Below are 15286 nucleotides of genomic sequence, written 5' to 3'. Positions count from 1 at the left end.
CAAGCGGAACACCCTCTTATCGTTGATTCGTTAACTTTACGGTTATATAATAATCAGAACTATGTCGGTTCAAGAGCGGTGAGGTTCATCGATGAAAATCCAAGTCTCGACGCAGCAGATGAAGCTGCTCGAAACGTTCGCGTCCGAGAGCCGCGTGCGCATGATCGAACTGCTGGACAAGCGCCCCATGAACGTCAAGGAACTTGCCGAAGCGCTGGGAATCTCCTCCGCGATCGTCACCAAGCACGTCCAGAAGCTGGAAGACGTCGGCATTATCCGGACGGAGAGCCTCTCCGGCACTCGCGGCCGGCAGAAGGTGTGCCATCTGCAGCTCGATTCCGTTACGCTGCAGCTTCGCTCGCCCGCGCCGCCGGTCGCGAATCGCTACTCGACGTCCATTCCGATCGGGCAATATTCGGACTACCGGGTCCAACCGACCTGCGGGCTCGCCTCCCGCTCGCAAATCATCGGCATGGTCGACGATCCGCGCTACTTCTCCGATCCCGAGCGGATGAAGGCTTCCCATCTCTGGTTCGGCAGCGGTTACGTCGAATACCGGATCCCGAACTACCTGCTGTCGAATCAGCGGCCTCGCGGCATCTCGATCTCCCTCGAGCTCTGCTCGGAGGCCCCCGGCTTCAACGAGAACTGGCCGTCCGATATTTATTTTCACCTTAATGAAGTTTGTCTCGGCTATTGGACTTGTCCCGGCGACTTCGGCCGCCGCCGCGGCGTTCATACGCCCGACTGGTGGAATTACGGCACGCAGTACGGCCTGTTGAAGACGGTCCGGCTCCAGCCCGATGGCGCCTACATCGACGGCACGCGGATGTCCGACGTCTCGATCCGCGACGTTCCGATCCCGTTCGGAGCCGACATCCGCTTCCGGATCTCCGCCCCCGATACGGCCAAGAACCGCGGCGGCCTCAGTCTGTTCGGCAGACAGTTCGGCAACTACGATCAAGATATCGAAGTCGCCATCCAGTATGAGGACGCTTAAGAAAGTCGGATCGCGAATGTTTGAGTGAATTATTTGTGCCGACTTGAATTTGAGGAGACGGAGCCGAGGATCAATTGCATCCGATCATTCAGACCGTTATGGGCTGGACGGATGTGTCTAAACCAAAAATTGGGTTGAATGGGGATTTTCCGGCATGATAGAATGAATTCACGAAAAACCGGACCGTTAAAGGGGAATCGATAGCGCATGCTCCTCGCTGTTCGTTCTGAAGGGTAAGCTTAACCGCATTCGAAGCTAGAATCCGTATGAAGTCGAAGGTTCTGTCCGATGGACAGAGCTTTGATTCGTCGTGCGGCTCTAAAGCTTCTCCTCTTCAGAACGACTAAAGGAGAATCGATATGACCCGTTCCCGCATACTGCCTTACTCTTTCTTCGGCCTGCAAGGACTTTCCATGCTGGGAAGCCGCATGACCTCCATCGCGGTCGGTATCAAGCTGTTTCATGATACAGGCCAAGCGACCCCTCTATTGCTTTTATCGTTCTTCAATGAGCTGCCCCTCTTCTTCTTCGGTAACTGGATCGGCATGGCGGCGGACCGCTGGAAGCGCAAATCGGCAATCCTCGTCGGCGATACGGGCCAGATGGCGTGCGCGGCTCTGCTCGTCGGCTGCCTTGTCGGCGACATTCGTTCGCTTTGGCCCCTCTATGCGATCGCCGCCGTTCAAGGATTGTTTATGGCGCTTCAGAGTTCGGCGACGTCCGCTTTGACCCCGCTGATGGCGCAAGACAAAGATCTGGATCGGATCAATTCGCTGAAGGAACTGTTGTTCCCGCTTGCGGGAGTGATCGCCCCCTCCATAGCCGGTATGCTGTACGAGACTTCCGGTCTCTCCGGAATTTTGGCCGCGGATCTGATCACGTTCCTGCTTGGAACAGGGGGCATCGCTATTCTTGCGCTTCCGGAGATGAGGCGCGATGAATCGCGGGAGGATCGAAGCGGCCTATGGGCGGAGGCCGTCCAAGAGCTACCGGTTCCTCTGGAAGCAGAAGCCGCTTCTGTATCTGTTTCTGTATTTCGGATGGTGGAATTTTATTCTCAACGGGCCTCTTGAGCTCGCCATCCCTTATTTTCTGCAGCGAACGGGAAGCACGGATGCGATGTCCTGGCTTCTCGCGGTCATGAACGCCGGAGCCTTGGCCGGCGCCGCGGCAGCCGTGTGGTGGGGACATTTCCGTTATAAAATCAGGTTCATCTTCGCCGGATCGGTCCTCACTTCCTTGATGTTTATCGTTCTCGGAACGAGCCGGCAGGTTGGAGTGATGGGAGCGTCCCTGTTCCTGCTGATGCTGCCGCTGGCGATGACCGGGGCCTTGTTCAATTCCATTCTTCAGCGCAGAACGCCGCTTGCTCTTCAAGGAAGAGTGTTCGCGGCCTACGGCCAGCTGTGCGCCTTCCTGGCTCCCCTGTCCTTCCTCGTGACCGGGCCTCTCGCGGACCGATGGATGGAGAAGCCCTGGCTCGGCAATGACGCGGGGTCGCAGATCGGTTTCCTATTTGCCGCTAGCGGCCTCCTGCTGTTAACGGGAGCGCTGTGGACGTTATCCTCCCCTAAGGTGCGCCGTCTTGATGCGGATATGGAGCCATAATCGAGCAACGGACGTCGGTGATAAGCCGGCGTCCGTTTGTTCGATCGCGCGATTTCCTTTTTGTGCGTCATACCGGGTTTCGTTAATCGTCTAAAGCGTCTTGGTCATGATCCAATCGAGTTGCTCGTCGTCGCCCATGTAGAAGGAGTGGGCTCCCGTCCGGACGAATCCCAGTTTCGTATAGAAGGCGAGCGCGTTCTCGTTATTTTCCCAAACCCCCAGCCAGACTTTCGCTTTCCCCCGCTCGGTCGCAATTTCGATAGCTTTATTCATGAGATGTTTGCCGAGCCCCTGTTTATGGAATTTCCTTCGGATATATAGCCTCTCGACCTCCAGCGAATCGGCGCCCATCGCTTCCGTCTGGGCATCGTCCACGTTAACCTTCAAGTACCCGGCCGGCTCCTCGTCCGAATAAATCCAATAAAATTCCGAAGAAGGATTCGCCAGCTCCTTCTCCAATTGCTTCAAGTCGAACGCTTTATCCAAGTAGGCTGTCATATTGTCGGGCGAGTTATCATCTTTAAACGTATCGTAGTAGGTTTCGATTCCGACTTCTTGCAGCAGACCCCGATCTTCAAGCACAGCCTTTCTTATACGGATCGTCATTTTCCTTCTCCTTCCTCGCCTGCATCAGTAATTTCTCTTGTTCCCCTTTTTGACGAACTCCCAGTCTTTTTCGACGTTTGTCCGAACCCTGTACAGCAGGTTATAAAGCATCTCCGCTTCGCTCTCCGAGAATCCGGTCAGCGCGACTCGTTCGGAATAATCGTGTTCTCTTTTGAGAGCAGGGTACACGGACTTCCCTTTCTCCGTCGGGAACAGCTTCTTGATTTTTCTGTTGTGCGGATCGTCCTTCTTCTCGATAAAGCCGTTATCCTCGAGCTTCTGAATCGAGCGTGCGGCCGTCGTACGGTCCACCTTGATCATCTCGGCCAGCTTCTCCTGGATGATTCCCGGATGTTCGCATATACGCACGAGATACAAGTATTGTCCCTTCGTAAGGTCGTATTGTTTAAATTCGATATTGCTGATCGAATCCAACGCCCTGGCGATCATTCCGATCTCGCGTAGAACTTCCTTCATCTATGCAGCTCCGATCAACCTGGATATTTGAAGCGGGTAAGAAAAGAATACTGTATTTTTGTTGCATTTACAACATTAATCGAACGGGCTCAACCCGCAAAAAGGCCAACCCGACTTAGGGGTTGACCTGATCGAACGCATATATGAAGCTTCGTATTTCTTCGTCGTTTCGCTAAATCGCTTGGAACGCTTCGCCTTCGGCAATCCCCGATTCATTGAACGCATCGACTCGGACATAGACCGGCCGATCTTGGATCAAAGCTTTGATCGTCAGCTCATGACGGCCGAATACCATATGGCTGTGATACAGCTTGTCCGCCGCATATCCCCAGAGTACGTTATAGCCGACCGCGTCGCTTCGCTCCCATGTTACCGACAGGTCCAGCTCGCTTAACCGCTCCGTTCGAACTCCGCTGGCTGGCTTCGGCCGCTCGCCCTTCCCCTTGCCGAATACTCGAAGGCCGGAGACGCAGGCGCGCTGGTTATAAGGAAGCTCCTTAACCGTCAAACGGATGTACCGGGCCTTAACTCCCTCTTCCTTGACGACGAGATCGTGCGGCCAATCCGTATCGGCGTCCGACTTGTCCTCTAGGACGAAATAGTTCTTGCCGTCGGCCGAGCCTTCGAGAACCCATCTCGTGTAATGCCGGCGTTGGTCGATGTATCTCCCTTTCTCCATCGCCGCTCCCTCGGGAAGAACGGCCTGCAGCCGATCGTCCGCGAAGTTGATCTGAACGGCGTAGACGTCGAATTCCCGCGTCAAATCGACTTCAAGCCATTCTCCGGCCGCATTCGACGCCGCCTTCCACCAGGTTTGAACATTCTCGTCCGTCGCCCTCGACGCGTCGTTCCCCTCTTCGAAGGTGGAGGCCTTCGCCGGCTTGCCGAACGAGAGCAGCATCCACTCCGGCTCGCTCCATGGATCCATCCGAGCCTGTTCAAGCTTATACGGCCAGTCTCCGTAACGTTGGTTGCAGAACAGCTCTCCGTCTTGGTCATAGCCTGCCGGCCACAGTCCGATCCTTCGTTCGAAGATGTGGTTGACGCTGATCCGCATGGTGGAGGCATGCCAGAGGTTGCCATGCTTATCCCGCAGGGTCGATCCGTGCCCGGCGCCGGGCATAAATCCGCCCGGCTTGTAGGAGAACGGATTATTGTTCGCCAGCGTGAACGGTCCTAACGGCGAATCCCCCACATAGACCCCGTCGGAGTAGATGTTATATTCCGTTCCGGGGCTCGCGTATTGGAGGTAGTACTTGCCGTTATGCTTGTCCATCCAGGCTCCCTCGATGTAGGGGGCATTCCCGACGGCCGTGCGAATCGAATTCAACAGCTCTTCCGAAGCGTCGGGCCGGCTGCTCGCGAACTTGCGAACGATCTCTTCGATCTGCTCCGGCGATTTGGGAACGTGATTTTCCCCCGACCGTTCGTAACCGACCGTCGTATCGGAGCGATAGATGAGGCCGACCGGTTCCCCCAGCGGCTTCATATCCTCCGGTCGGAGCTCCACTCCGTAGATCGGCGTTTGGTTGGAGCATCCCCAGTAGAAGTAAACTCTGCCGTCATCGTCCGCGAACAGGTTCGGATCCCAGAAGGAGAACGTCCCTTCGATCTCTTCGAAGCCGCCGTCTATCGGGTCTTTCGTGCGGTAGAAGGAGCCGTTCTTGGATTTATCCGAAGCGGAGAAATACAAATACTCTCCCATGACCCGTACGTCCGGGGCATAATCGTAAATCGGCACATCCTTGAGCGGGTGGAACGTCCACTCCGTCAGATCGTCGCTCGCCAAGAACCCCGCCGTCATCGAAGGGAACAAATAATACTTCCCTCGGAACAGAACCAGCGTCGGGTCCGCGGCTTCCCGATAAGCAACCAGCGATCCCATTAGTTCCATCATCTGGTATTTGTATTCCATATTGAGGGGATTGCATAGATACGTCATCGGACCACGCTCCTAGTCTGTTTCACTCTCCTCATCTTAACGAAATCCTTCCAGGCGGACTAATACTTTGGCGACCAATTCGATAGTACTTTAACGACTTCTTCATACGGAATCGGCGAGCTCCAAGCCGGCTAGATTGTCCCTTCTGACAACTTCATCAATTTGACGGGCCCGATCAAGCCGCTCGGTTCCTGCTGCGCGAAGGCCGACAAGAAGTCGTGCTGTTCCTTCGCCAAGGTGTTGGTCACTTCGATGACAAGCTTGTTTATTCCCTTCTTTAACAAGCCATGGATCTCGAGACGATACGGAGGACAAATTCGCACCCCCGCCGGCTCGCCGTTGACCCACGCTTCCGCCGTTTCGTAGACTTCTCCCAAGTCGAGCAGAACGTCAGCTCCTGCGGAATCCTTCCACTCGAATTCCGTCTCATAGCGGAAGGTGCCCGAGAATCGAGGCAAATACGCCGGCGCGCTCATATTCGTCAGAGCCGTCAACGTTCCCCAAGACGTGAATCGAGGGTAGCTATCCGAGTCGGCGATCGCGACGGACCATTCCCCGTTCAGCTCTAACTCGGACTCTCCCTCGCTTATGGGGTGTTCGGCATCATCTTGCAGATCGACTCCTTGGAGAACGACGATCGATTCATAGGGGTGAAGAACAAGCTGTACGATTAGAGAGCCATTCTCCGTCTCCGCGATTGCATTCAAAGCATTCAACCGATTGTGGAATGCGTCATACGCGTATGCATCGCCTTGAACAGGCAATGTCACCTTCGCAGACAAGATTTGATGCGGGTGTTCGTTAAAGAACATAAAGACGTCCAGACCGTCATGAACGTAATGATAGCTGCGAAGATACGGCTCGTACTCGCTTGCTCGCACGTCGTAATAGCCTTCGGCCAAGAGATCCGGAGCCAGCTCGTTCAGAGCGACCCGCTTCGCGTTCCGATGCTCGGCCAGACAAGCCAATTCGGCGGATACGTCTTGGCCTTCGCTCGATCGAAGCGGCAGCCCCTCGACGAATCGAACGGGTATGCCTTGATCGGCGAACTCGGCAAGACGCCGAAGCATCGCCGCCGGCAGCGCTTCCGCGAAGGGAACGATCAGGCACTCGTAGTCCTCCCGATGCACGCGCAGCTTGCTATCTTCGACCTTGGCCGAATGGAGCAGAACATCGATCGGAAGAACGTCGCAATCGATCTGCCGACGCATCAATTCCTTCACCGGCTTATGAAAATACATCGCTTCCCCGGACCACTCGGCTTCGGCGTGGTACAAGACGGACGCGGTCGCCACGTGTCTTCCGCCGGACAGCAGGTGGCTGATCCGATTCATATATCGGTTTAAATGCTTGTAATAACGATATTGCGGGTTCTTCCCGCCAGCATACAGATGCGGGGGACAATCCGGATCCGGATACGCCCTCTGGGTAAAGGAGTGAGGCACGAAATAATTGACGCCGCGCACGAGCATATGGTCGGTTATCCACTTCATCAGCTTCAGGCCTTCCGTCCAACCGTACGCCCCATAGACCTCGCACATCGTTCGCCCTTGTTTTTTCGGATCGATATGTCCCAGCGACGCCCCGAGCTTAGCCAGGCCGAAGTGGAAAAACTCGCTGTCCGTCTCCCCGGATGTCGTGCGGAAGGACAATTCGTCGAAGCCGGGAACGAGCTGCCACAGGACGACGTCGAGTCCCGACATGTCTTGACCCCAGAGGGATCGGAAGAAGTGGCCGGCGCCGCAGCCAAGTCTGGCATGGACGTTGTTATCTTCCAACACATGCCCGATGTACTCGACACCGCGGGCTCTGCACCATTCTCCGATCTGGTCGCAGAAGTTCTCCCCATACAGCTTGCTGACGATATTCATGTAGGTATACCGGACGATCTTCGATTGCTCGCCCGCATCGTGCCAGAGGAGATAGAGGTACTTGCGATAATCCTCTCCCAGCTCCCGCTCCAGCAAGGCGGGCATCTCGCGGCTCCAGGGCAGCGAGACGCCCGGCTTGCCTGGTCTCGATTCGAAGTTAAAGGTCGTTCTGTCATTATAGAACCCGGGCTCGTCCGAGAAAAATCCGGCGAAGGTGTGGCCGAAGTCGGCCTTGTAGCGTTCATACACCGCCTCGTAAACGGTGTCGAGCAGAATGCGGACGGATTCCCGATCGAGCGGGTTCAGGTAATCCTCTTGCGCTTTGCTGCCGTCTTTCTTATTCTCGCTAATGACGAAGACGCGCCAATGCCCTTCCGGAATATCCCAATAGAGAACCCCGTCGCGGGCCTTCCCCGTCAGGTCGACGCGCTCGCCGAGCAGCGTTCCGTCCGACGGATCGCGGCGGACCGCGACAACGGAGACAAGCTTGTTCCTTCCTTGCGCATAATCGACCGTCGAGTAAGTCGGACGCAGTCCCGTCAGCAGCAACGTATCCAGCAGCAGAGAAGCTCCGGCCGCGGGTCCGAGGGTATCGATATAACGTTCTCCCAGGAACAGCCGATGCAGCTCCTCCGGAGCCTCTATCGCCTTGCCCGCCGCATGTCCCGTCGGAAAGTGATCGTCATCCAGCAGCCATACCTTCATGCCGCGTTTGCGGGCTTCGTCCATAATAACGTCGAGATCCGACCACCACTTCGGCCCGAGAAAATCCGGATGAGGCCGCGCTTCGACGCATACGGCCCCGATCCCGGCTTCGTGAACGCGAGCCATCTCCTCCCGTATGACCCCCTCTTCCTCCCCATGCTGCCAGAGAAAAGGAAGAATATAATTGGGCTCATGGCCCTCCAGCAATTGTTGCAGACGATAATTCATGATAGCCTCCTGAACTCTCGGAGGGAAAGCTCCGCCCGGCTTCCTGTCGAAGCCGGGCGGACGCTCCTTCCTTATTTTTGCTGCACTTTCGCATACCATTCTCTCGCGCGCTTCGTTACCTCTTCGCCGCCCGATTGGTTCCATTTCTCTACGAACTCGTCGAATTTGCTAATCGGGTACTGGCCGAGGATAATCTTGGTGGCGTATTCCACGAACAACGTCCGATTGTTAATGTCCGGGTAGTCGTCGTATACGCTGGAAGGCATGCCGTCTCCCGCAATCGGCTTGGCGTATTTCTGGGCGTCCTGCATCGCTTTAACCGCCTGATCGATCTGCCACAGGTTGTCTTCCGAAGCCGTACTCTTCATGAGTTCGGTCGTAAAATCAAGAGTCGCCAAGCTCGTAGCCGGATTCAGGATCCCCACATTTTCTTGAGCGCTCTTATCGTCCGGAAGCTTGACGGCTTTGCCGTCCTTCATCGTGTAGTGCATTCCTTCTACGCCGAGGTATAAATCCTTCCAATTTTTCTTGTCATATACATTATTCAACAGCTTCAAGGTGGCCATCAGCTTCGTCTCGTCTTTGTTGTTCTTGACGACCCATTGCGGATTGCCCATTCTCTTCCAGGTGTAGAAGCCTTTGTAGCCCTGAACTTCCGGTACGGGGAGCAGGGAGAACTGGCCCTTCACGCCCGTGTTCTTTTGCAAGTTATCCAGATAAAGAGGCATTTGTTCTACCCAATGGAAGTAATTGCCCGCCTTGTTCGCCGCAACCTTGCCGTCCCATTTGGCCTTATCGTTCAGAAGCGTTTCCTTATCGATCAAGCCCTCCTTGTACAGCTTGGCGATAAACTCTAACGCAGCCTTCATATTCGGTGTGACGGCGGAATACGTCAGTTGGCCGTCGTAAAGATCCCAATCCGGATAGCCTTCGAACATGGCGACGCCGTACATGGCGAACAGGTGATCCATCCAACGCGCCTCTTGACGACCGCCGGTCGGAAGCTCATCCTTCTGCCCGTTGCCGTTGGGATCCCGATCCCGGAACGCCTCCAGCACTTTCACGTAATCCTCTTGCGTCTTCGGCATTTGCAAGTTCAGCTTGTCCAGCCAATCCTGACGAATCATGCCGCCATATCTTCCGTAGTCCACGAGACTGGGGATATAATAAATTTTGCCCTGACCGGTAGGATCGTTGGCTTTGACGATATTCCAGACATCCTGCGGAATCGCTTCCCATAAATTCGGCGCGTACTTCGGCAGGAGATCGGTCAGATCGGCGATCGCTCCGTTTTTGGCCAAGTTGTTTTCGATGCCCCCGTAAGGAACGAACAAATCGGGCATTTCGCCGGAAGCGATCTTCAGGTTCAACTGGTTTAAATAGTTGGTGCCCCCATTCCATTCCACATACGGGTTGATGACGCCGACGCCCAGTTTATCCTTGAAGAACTCATACGTCTTGCTGCCCTTGGTAACCGGTTTGTAGCCGATATTGGTCCCCCATACTTCGATATCGACGGCATCGCCGCCGCTCGAGGCCGGATTGGAGGCCGAAGCGGAAGCTCCTTCGGAAGAATCGTCGTTGTTGCCTCCGCAGCCGGCAAGAGCCGTAATCGATAGAATGCCTGCCGCGGCCAATAGCCCCATCTTTTTGAAGTTCACGCGTTGTTCCCCCTCAATTCGTCTTATTATGTTTAAGGCTATTGCCTTTAAACCGAATCGAATCGTTACCCTTTCACGGAGCCGATCATGGCCCCTTTGACGAAGTACTTCTGCAAGAACGGATACACGGCAACGACCGGGATAATGGCGAAAATAACGGTCGTCGCTCTTAAGGTCCGCGCGTTGTAGTTCAGATCGGCGCCGGAGACGGCTCCGGGAATAATCACGTTGTCGTCGGTGATGAACTGCCGGATCTTGATTTGCAGCGGGAACCAATCCGGATTTTGCAGGAACAGCAACGGATGCTGGAATTGGTTCCAGAGCACGACGCCATAGAATAGCGCGAGCGTCGCCAAGACCGCTTTGGACAGCGGAAGGACGAATTGGAACAGCATCCGGAAGTAGCCGCTGCCTTCCAGGAAGGCGGCCTCCTCCAACTCCTTCGGGAATTGCTTGAAGAAGGTCCTCATGATGATCAGATTAAACGGATTCAAAATTTGAGGAATGATCAACACCAACGGATTATCGTAAAGGCCGATGCCGCGTACCGTCAGGAAGTAAGGAACGATCGGAGCCTTGAAGATCATGGCGATGACGACGCCGACCATCACGACCGCTCCCCAGCGGTACTCCGGCTTGGATAGCGGGTAGGCCAGCAATGCGGTTAACAGCAGCGCCGATATCGTCCCGACGACCGTCGTGACGAGAGTGAGAAGGAACGATCTCCACAGGTCGGCTCGATCGATAATGTAGCCCCATGAGTCGAGCGTGAACTGCTTCGGCCAGATTGTGACCAGGTTCATGTCCACGGCGCTCCGGGAGCTTAACGACGTGGAGATCACGGACAGGAGCGGGATGATCGCCACGATAGACACGAGGATGAGAATGACGGTGATGGCCGTAACGAATGCTTTTTCCCCTCTCGATGCGAACATGTCTACCAGAGCCCCCCATCCGATACTCTCCTCGAGAGTCTGTTGAAGATGTACACCAGAATAAATCCGATCACCGATTGGAATAGCCCAACCGCCGTAGCAAAGCTGTATTGCGCTTGCTGGATTCCCGTCCGGAACACGTACGTATCCAGGATATCCCCTGCGCTGTACGTCATCGGCGTGAGCAGGTTAAACACTTGATCGAAGCCTAGATCCAGGAAGTTGCCGATCTCGAGCAGGAACAACACCAGAACGGTCGGCAAGACCAACGGAAACGTAATGTGGCGAATCTGCCTGAACTTCGAAGCGCCGTCGATCATGGCCGATTCGTAAAGCTGGGGGTCTATCGCGCTAATGGCGGCCATATAGACCACCGTTCCCCACCCGGCGTCTCTCCATATGGAGGAGAGGACGTAGACCGGACGGAAGTAGGCGCTGTCCTGCATCGCCAGCACGGGTTCGGCTCCGAACCAGCCGAGCACGATGTTGAACAGCCCGCTTAGAGAGAAGAAGTCGAAGATGATTCCGGCCACGACAACCCAAGATAGAAAATGCGGGATATAGAGCGCGGTCTGAATCCCTTTCCTGAGCGCAGACTTCCGAATCTCGTTGATCATCAGCGCCAGCAGGACGGGCACCGGGAAGACCAATACGACTCTTAGCAAACCCAGAAGGAGCGTGTTGCCGAACACTCTCGCGAAGTCGGGATGATGAAGAAGGGTCTCGAAGTGCTTGAACCCTACCCAGGGACTGTGGGTGAACCCCTTGAAGACCGAATAGTCCTGGAAGGCGATCGCGGAGCCGACCAAGGGCACGAATTTGAAAATGACGAGAAAAACGAGGCCCGGAATCGCCATGACATACAGCGGCCAGTGTATTCTCATTCGATAGGATGCCGTTTCTTTCAATTCATTCCCCCCGTAGTTCTGGTTGAATTCGCTTACACCCTAACTATAGAATTGGGAGCGTTTTCTCTCAATCGGGCATTCTTTCGTTTAAACAAGGCCATTTTCAAGAATTAGAAAAGCCACCCCGGCCGGAGTGGCTAGATGCGCTTGCCTTCTTGCGCCCTTTTGCGATACTCGCTTGGCTTGGACCCGGTCAGTCGCTCGAACAGCCTGGCGAAATGCTGCGTGTCCGAATAGCCTACCTTCTGACAGATCTCGTACACCTTCAGATCCGTATTCTCGAGAAGCTCCTTCGCTCTGTCGATCCGAACCTGCACCACATAGTTCAAATACGTATCTCCCGTCCTCTGCTTGAAGAGCTGACTCAAATAAATGGGACTGAGATAAAACCGGGCGGCGAGGTCCGCTAAAGTAATCGATTCCTGATAGTGCTTCGAGACGTACTCCTTGACCTCGGCGATAAGGTTCTTCTTCTTCGGAATACGATGCTCCCGCTTAAATGCAAGGATTCCCCGCATGACTTGAATCATCCAATTCTCCAGGCTGTCCAGCGTGCGGAACCGGGAGATGCCCTCCAAGGTCAGGATGTGACGGCCCAGGAAGTCGTTCTGCTGCAGCTGCTCAAAGCTCAGGGTTCGCGCGCTCGACAGAAGGATCGTTAAGCATTGCAGCTGAAGCTCGGCCGGGCTCATGCCCGGCTCCGTCCCCAATCGCCGAAAGATCTCGCGAATGACCCGGTCGCATTCCGCTTCGTTCAACTCTTCGAGACCGTTCTGCAGGGCGCCGATCAGCGATTCGGGAACCGGGTGACGCCTCTCGGCCGAACGGATATCGGAGAAGGGAATGACGGCGTCCGTTCCCTTGATGACCTTGTAGCATAACGCCGTCTGAGCTTCCTCGAAGGATTGGCCGATGCCCGTCGCCCGATTGTGCGCCGTGCTCGATTCCGACGGTCATCGACAGCTTGAATTCGCGGTAGGCCGCTTCCTTCAGTCGATGGATGGAGCTAATCAGCTCTTCGCAGCGAATGGGTCCGTGATGGGCGACCACCGCGGCGATCTGCGTTCCCGAATAATGAAACCGATAGACCTGCTTGTATCGGCATAAGGCTTCGTCCATTAGACGATACAGCGGTTGCAGCCCCGTCTCCTTCAACGATTCGACGCTGCCGTCGAGCTCGATAAGCACGGACGCGAAGCGAGTATCCTTCGTCGGGATGCCGGCGCTTCGGATGAGCTCTTCCGCCAGATCGGAAGTTTGCTCGTTCCCGAGTTCGATGATATTCCGTATAGCCTCTTCCTGGATTCGGCTTCGAACCTCCTGCTTGAGCTCGTCCACCTCCTGCCGTTTGACCCTGTCTTCCCGGATCGCTTCCATCACCCGATGGACGCAATCCCGAAGCTCCTCTTCCTCGACCGGTTTGTTGATGTAGAACTGCACGCCAAGCTGCATGCCTCTTCTGGCGTACTCGAAGTCGGCATAGCCGCTCAGCAAAATAAACTTCGTCTGGTTGCCCGCTTCCTTCAACCGTTTAATCATGTCCAGCCCGTCTTCCTTCGGCATTCGAATATCCGTAATGACGATATCCGGACGCCGCTGTTGAACGGATCGGAAGCCTTCGGCTCCGTTATAGGCCGCACCGACAACCTGGCATTCCGGAAGATAGCGGCCGATCATTTTGGCAAGACCGTCCACGATGCCCTTCTCGTCGTCCACTAGCACGATCTTCATTCCGACACCCCCGTATTCTCGCCGTACGTCAATCCGATCGTCGTGTCGGGAATCAACATCTCGATGGTCGTCCCGTCCCGAATCGCGGGAACCAGCCTTAAATAATAGCGATCGCCATATTGAAGCTTAATGCGTTCCGCGATATTGAGCAGACCAAGACCGCTTCCGGCGGATTCGTCCGTAGGCTCGAGCTTGTGCTTCTTCGCTTCCGCGCCCTGCAGCAGCTCCTGCAGCTCTGCTTGCTTGTCCGATGACATGCCGATCCCGTCGTCCCGAATCCGAATCAAGAGATCGCCCTCCGCCGTTCGAATGCCCTCGATCTCGATCCTCATGATCCTTCCGTAATCCTCGAAGCCATGATTAATGCTGTTCTCCACGATCGGCTGGAAGACGAGGGGGATGATGCCGCAGTCCTGCAACTCGTCGGGGATTCGGACATGCAGCCGGAAGTTGTTGTCGAATCGAATGTTCTGAAGCTGCAAATAATGGATCGTATATTCCAGCTCGTGCTTGATCGAATGGCGCCTCCCTTCCTTGCCTAACGCGAGCCGGAACATGCGGGCCAGAATCTTGATCATGCCGGCCGTCTCCTCGTCGTCCTTCATCAGCGCCTTCATCCGAATCGATTCCAAGGTGTTGTACAGCATGTGCGGATTGATCTGATTTTGCAGCGCCGTGAATTGGGCTTGACGCCGTTTGATCTCCGCCATGTACACTTCTTCGATCAACGTCCGGATCGTGACGATCATCTTGTTGTAACTGTTCACCAGGCTTCCGATCTCGTCGTTCGCCTGTCTCTTCTCGATCGGCAGGTATTGGCCGACCTCCGCCTGCTTCATGCTTCTTCGCAGCGCCTTGATAGGCTTTGTAATCGTATAGCTTAAACCTAGGGAGAGGAGAGTGACGATCAAGCAGCTCGTCAGGATGAGAATCACGGTCATGCCTTTGATTCGATTGATTTTATACAGAAGCTTCGCCCTCGGGATCTCCGTTCGGATCGACAATTCCCCCTTCGCCGTGCTTCCCGTTAAGACGATCCGATCCTGGCTTCCCGCGTCCTTGGCAGGCTCCGCCTCGGATTCGAGAACCTGCATCCAGGACAGCTTGCCGCTGGCCGCATCCGAATGATACACGATCCGGTCTTGACGATTGCGGATGATGACCCTCATTCCGTACTTGTTGCGGGCGGCGACAAAATCCTGGTCCAGCTGAAGCAGCGAGAAGGGGTCCAGATCGATAAGAAGCATACCCGCGTAAGCCCCGTCGGAGCTATATAGAAGTCTTCCCACCGTCACGATAGCTCCAGCCCCTTTGTCCTCATAATAGGAACGATCATGCAGACCGGTCATAAAGAAGGTGTCGCCCGACGGGTCTAGACGTTTGTACCAGTCTCGCGACAACAGGTTATTCTCGTTGACTCTGCTGGTCGTATTCGAATATTGGAACACGCTGTTATCCCGGCCGATCAAGATGACGGTGCCGATCTCCGGCTTCAGCAAGGCGACTCGCATCAGCATCCGCTGGACGGCGACCGTCTGTATGATCTTCTCGTCAATCGTCGCGTTCCTCTCCTCTCCGACCTTGTAGATCAATTCATCCTGAATTTCGAAAGCG

Annotated in this window: 13 protein-coding genes; 3 read left to right on the top strand and 10 right to left on the bottom strand. The window is 55.2% G+C overall.

Features of this window, described 5'->3' with window-relative positions:
- Positions 1-91 precede the first annotated feature (91 nt).
- From H7B90_RS25985 to H7B90_RS33160, 3 genes are all read left to right on the top strand, one after another.
- Positions 92-1000 carry an ArsR/SmtB family transcription factor gene (locus H7B90_RS25985; RefSeq protein ID WP_185138815.1) on the top strand — a complete coding sequence of 303 codons (909 nt, stop codon included), beginning with the start codon at positions 92-94 and terminating at the stop codon, positions 998-1000.
- Positions 1001-1359: 359 nt separating this feature from the next.
- Entirely contained in the window at positions 1360-2073 is a 714-nt protein-coding gene (locus H7B90_RS25980) for an MFS transporter (RefSeq protein ID WP_185138814.1), read from the top strand.
- Between the two features lie 46 nt (positions 2074-2119).
- Positions 2120-2608, top strand: coding sequence for an MFS transporter (locus H7B90_RS33160; RefSeq protein WP_260411227.1), 489 nt, complete (start codon positions 2120-2122; stop codon positions 2606-2608).
- A 90-nt stretch (positions 2609-2698) separates the two neighbouring features.
- Here H7B90_RS33160 and paiA read toward each other — a convergent pair whose 3' ends face one another.
- The 10 genes from paiA to H7B90_RS25930 all read right to left on the bottom strand — a co-directional run.
- On the bottom strand, positions 2699-3214 hold the full coding sequence (gene paiA / locus H7B90_RS25975; protein ID WP_185138813.1) for a spermidine/spermine N(1)-acetyltransferase: 516 nt from the start codon (positions 3212-3214) through the stop codon (positions 2699-2701).
- Between the two features lie 24 nt (positions 3215-3238).
- On the bottom strand, positions 3239-3691 hold the full coding sequence (locus H7B90_RS25970; RefSeq protein WP_185138812.1) for a MarR family winged helix-turn-helix transcriptional regulator: 453 nt from the start codon (positions 3689-3691) through the stop codon (positions 3239-3241).
- A 172-nt stretch (positions 3692-3863) separates the two neighbouring features.
- Positions 3864-5633 carry a family 43 glycosylhydrolase gene (locus H7B90_RS25965; protein ID WP_185138811.1) on the bottom strand — a complete coding sequence of 590 codons (1770 nt, stop codon included), beginning with the start codon at positions 5631-5633 and terminating at the stop codon, positions 3864-3866.
- 131 nt (positions 5634-5764) lie between these two features.
- Complete coding sequence (locus H7B90_RS25960) at positions 5765-8437, bottom strand: glycosylhydrolase-like jelly roll fold domain-containing protein (protein WP_185138810.1); 2673 nt, start codon at positions 8435-8437, stop codon at positions 5765-5767.
- Between the two features lie 71 nt (positions 8438-8508).
- On the bottom strand, positions 8509-10098 hold the full coding sequence (locus tag H7B90_RS25955) for a type 2 periplasmic-binding domain-containing protein (protein ID WP_185138809.1): 1590 nt from the start codon (positions 10096-10098) through the stop codon (positions 8509-8511).
- A 65-nt stretch (positions 10099-10163) separates the two neighbouring features.
- Positions 10164-11033 carry a carbohydrate ABC transporter permease gene (locus H7B90_RS25950; protein ID WP_185138808.1) on the bottom strand — a complete coding sequence of 290 codons (870 nt, stop codon included), beginning with the start codon at positions 11031-11033 and terminating at the stop codon, positions 10164-10166.
- A 2-nt stretch (positions 11034-11035) separates the two neighbouring features.
- The gene (locus H7B90_RS25945) at positions 11036-11917 is read right to left on the bottom strand and encodes an ABC transporter permease (protein WP_376701761.1); all 882 of its coding nucleotides are present in this window, start codon (positions 11915-11917) and stop codon (positions 11036-11038) included.
- Between the two features lie 161 nt (positions 11918-12078).
- Complete coding sequence (locus H7B90_RS25940; RefSeq protein ID WP_185138806.1) at positions 12079-12633, bottom strand: helix-turn-helix domain-containing protein; 555 nt, start codon at positions 12631-12633, stop codon at positions 12079-12081.
- On the bottom strand, positions 12563-13672 hold the full coding sequence (locus H7B90_RS25935; protein ID WP_185138805.1) for a response regulator: 1110 nt from the start codon (positions 13670-13672) through the stop codon (positions 12563-12565). Before H7B90_RS25935 ends, H7B90_RS25940 begins: the two co-directional genes overlap by 71 nt.
- Positions 13669-15286: sensor histidine kinase (locus tag H7B90_RS25930; RefSeq protein ID WP_185138804.1), on the bottom strand; the 1618-nt coding region annotated here is incomplete at its 5' end. The genes H7B90_RS25930 and H7B90_RS25935, both read right to left, overlap by 4 nt.

The organism is Cohnella xylanilytica, from assembly GCF_014212175.1.
Taxonomy (GTDB): domain Bacteria; phylum Bacillota; class Bacilli; order Paenibacillales; family Paenibacillaceae; genus Cohnella; species Cohnella xylanilytica.
Note: the sequence above shows the minus strand (reverse complement) of the source record. Positions and strands in the feature narration are given on the sequence as shown.

Bases quoted from the DNA above. Each gene is read 5' to 3' on its own strand.
- H7B90_RS25985 (WP_185138815.1), top strand. From the start codon at position 92: ATGAAAATCCAAGTCTCGACGCAGCAGATGAAGCTGCTCGAAACGTTC.
- H7B90_RS25980 (WP_185138814.1), top strand. From the start codon at position 1,360: ATGACCCGTTCCCGCATACTGCCTTACTCTTTCTTCGGCCTGCAAGGA.
- H7B90_RS33160 (WP_260411227.1), top strand. From the start codon at position 2,120: ATGTCCTGGCTTCTCGCGGTCATGAACGCCGGAGCCTTGGCCGGCGCC.
- paiA (WP_185138813.1), bottom strand. From the start codon at position 3,214: ATGACGATCCGTATAAGAAAGGCTGTGCTTGAAGATCGGGGTCTGCTG.
- H7B90_RS25970 (WP_185138812.1), bottom strand. From the start codon at position 3,691: ATGAAGGAAGTTCTACGCGAGATCGGAATGATCGCCAGGGCGTTGGAT.
- H7B90_RS25965 (WP_185138811.1), bottom strand. From the start codon at position 5,633: ATGACGTATCTATGCAATCCCCTCAATATGGAATACAAATACCAGATG.
- H7B90_RS25960 (WP_185138810.1), bottom strand. From the start codon at position 8,437: ATGAATTATCGTCTGCAACAATTGCTGGAGGGCCATGAGCCCAATTAT.
- H7B90_RS25950 (WP_185138808.1), bottom strand. From the start codon at position 11,033: ATGTTCGCATCGAGAGGGGAAAAAGCATTCGTTACGGCCATCACCGTC.
- H7B90_RS25945 (WP_376701761.1), bottom strand. From the start codon at position 11,917: ATGAGAATACACTGGCCGCTGTATGTCATGGCGATTCCGGGCCTCGTT.
- H7B90_RS25940 (WP_185138806.1), bottom strand. From the start codon at position 12,633: ATGAGCCCGGCCGAGCTTCAGCTGCAATGCTTAACGATCCTTCTGTCG.
- H7B90_RS25935 (WP_185138805.1), bottom strand. From the start codon at position 13,672: ATGAAGATCGTGCTAGTGGACGACGAGAAGGGCATCGTGGACGGTCTT.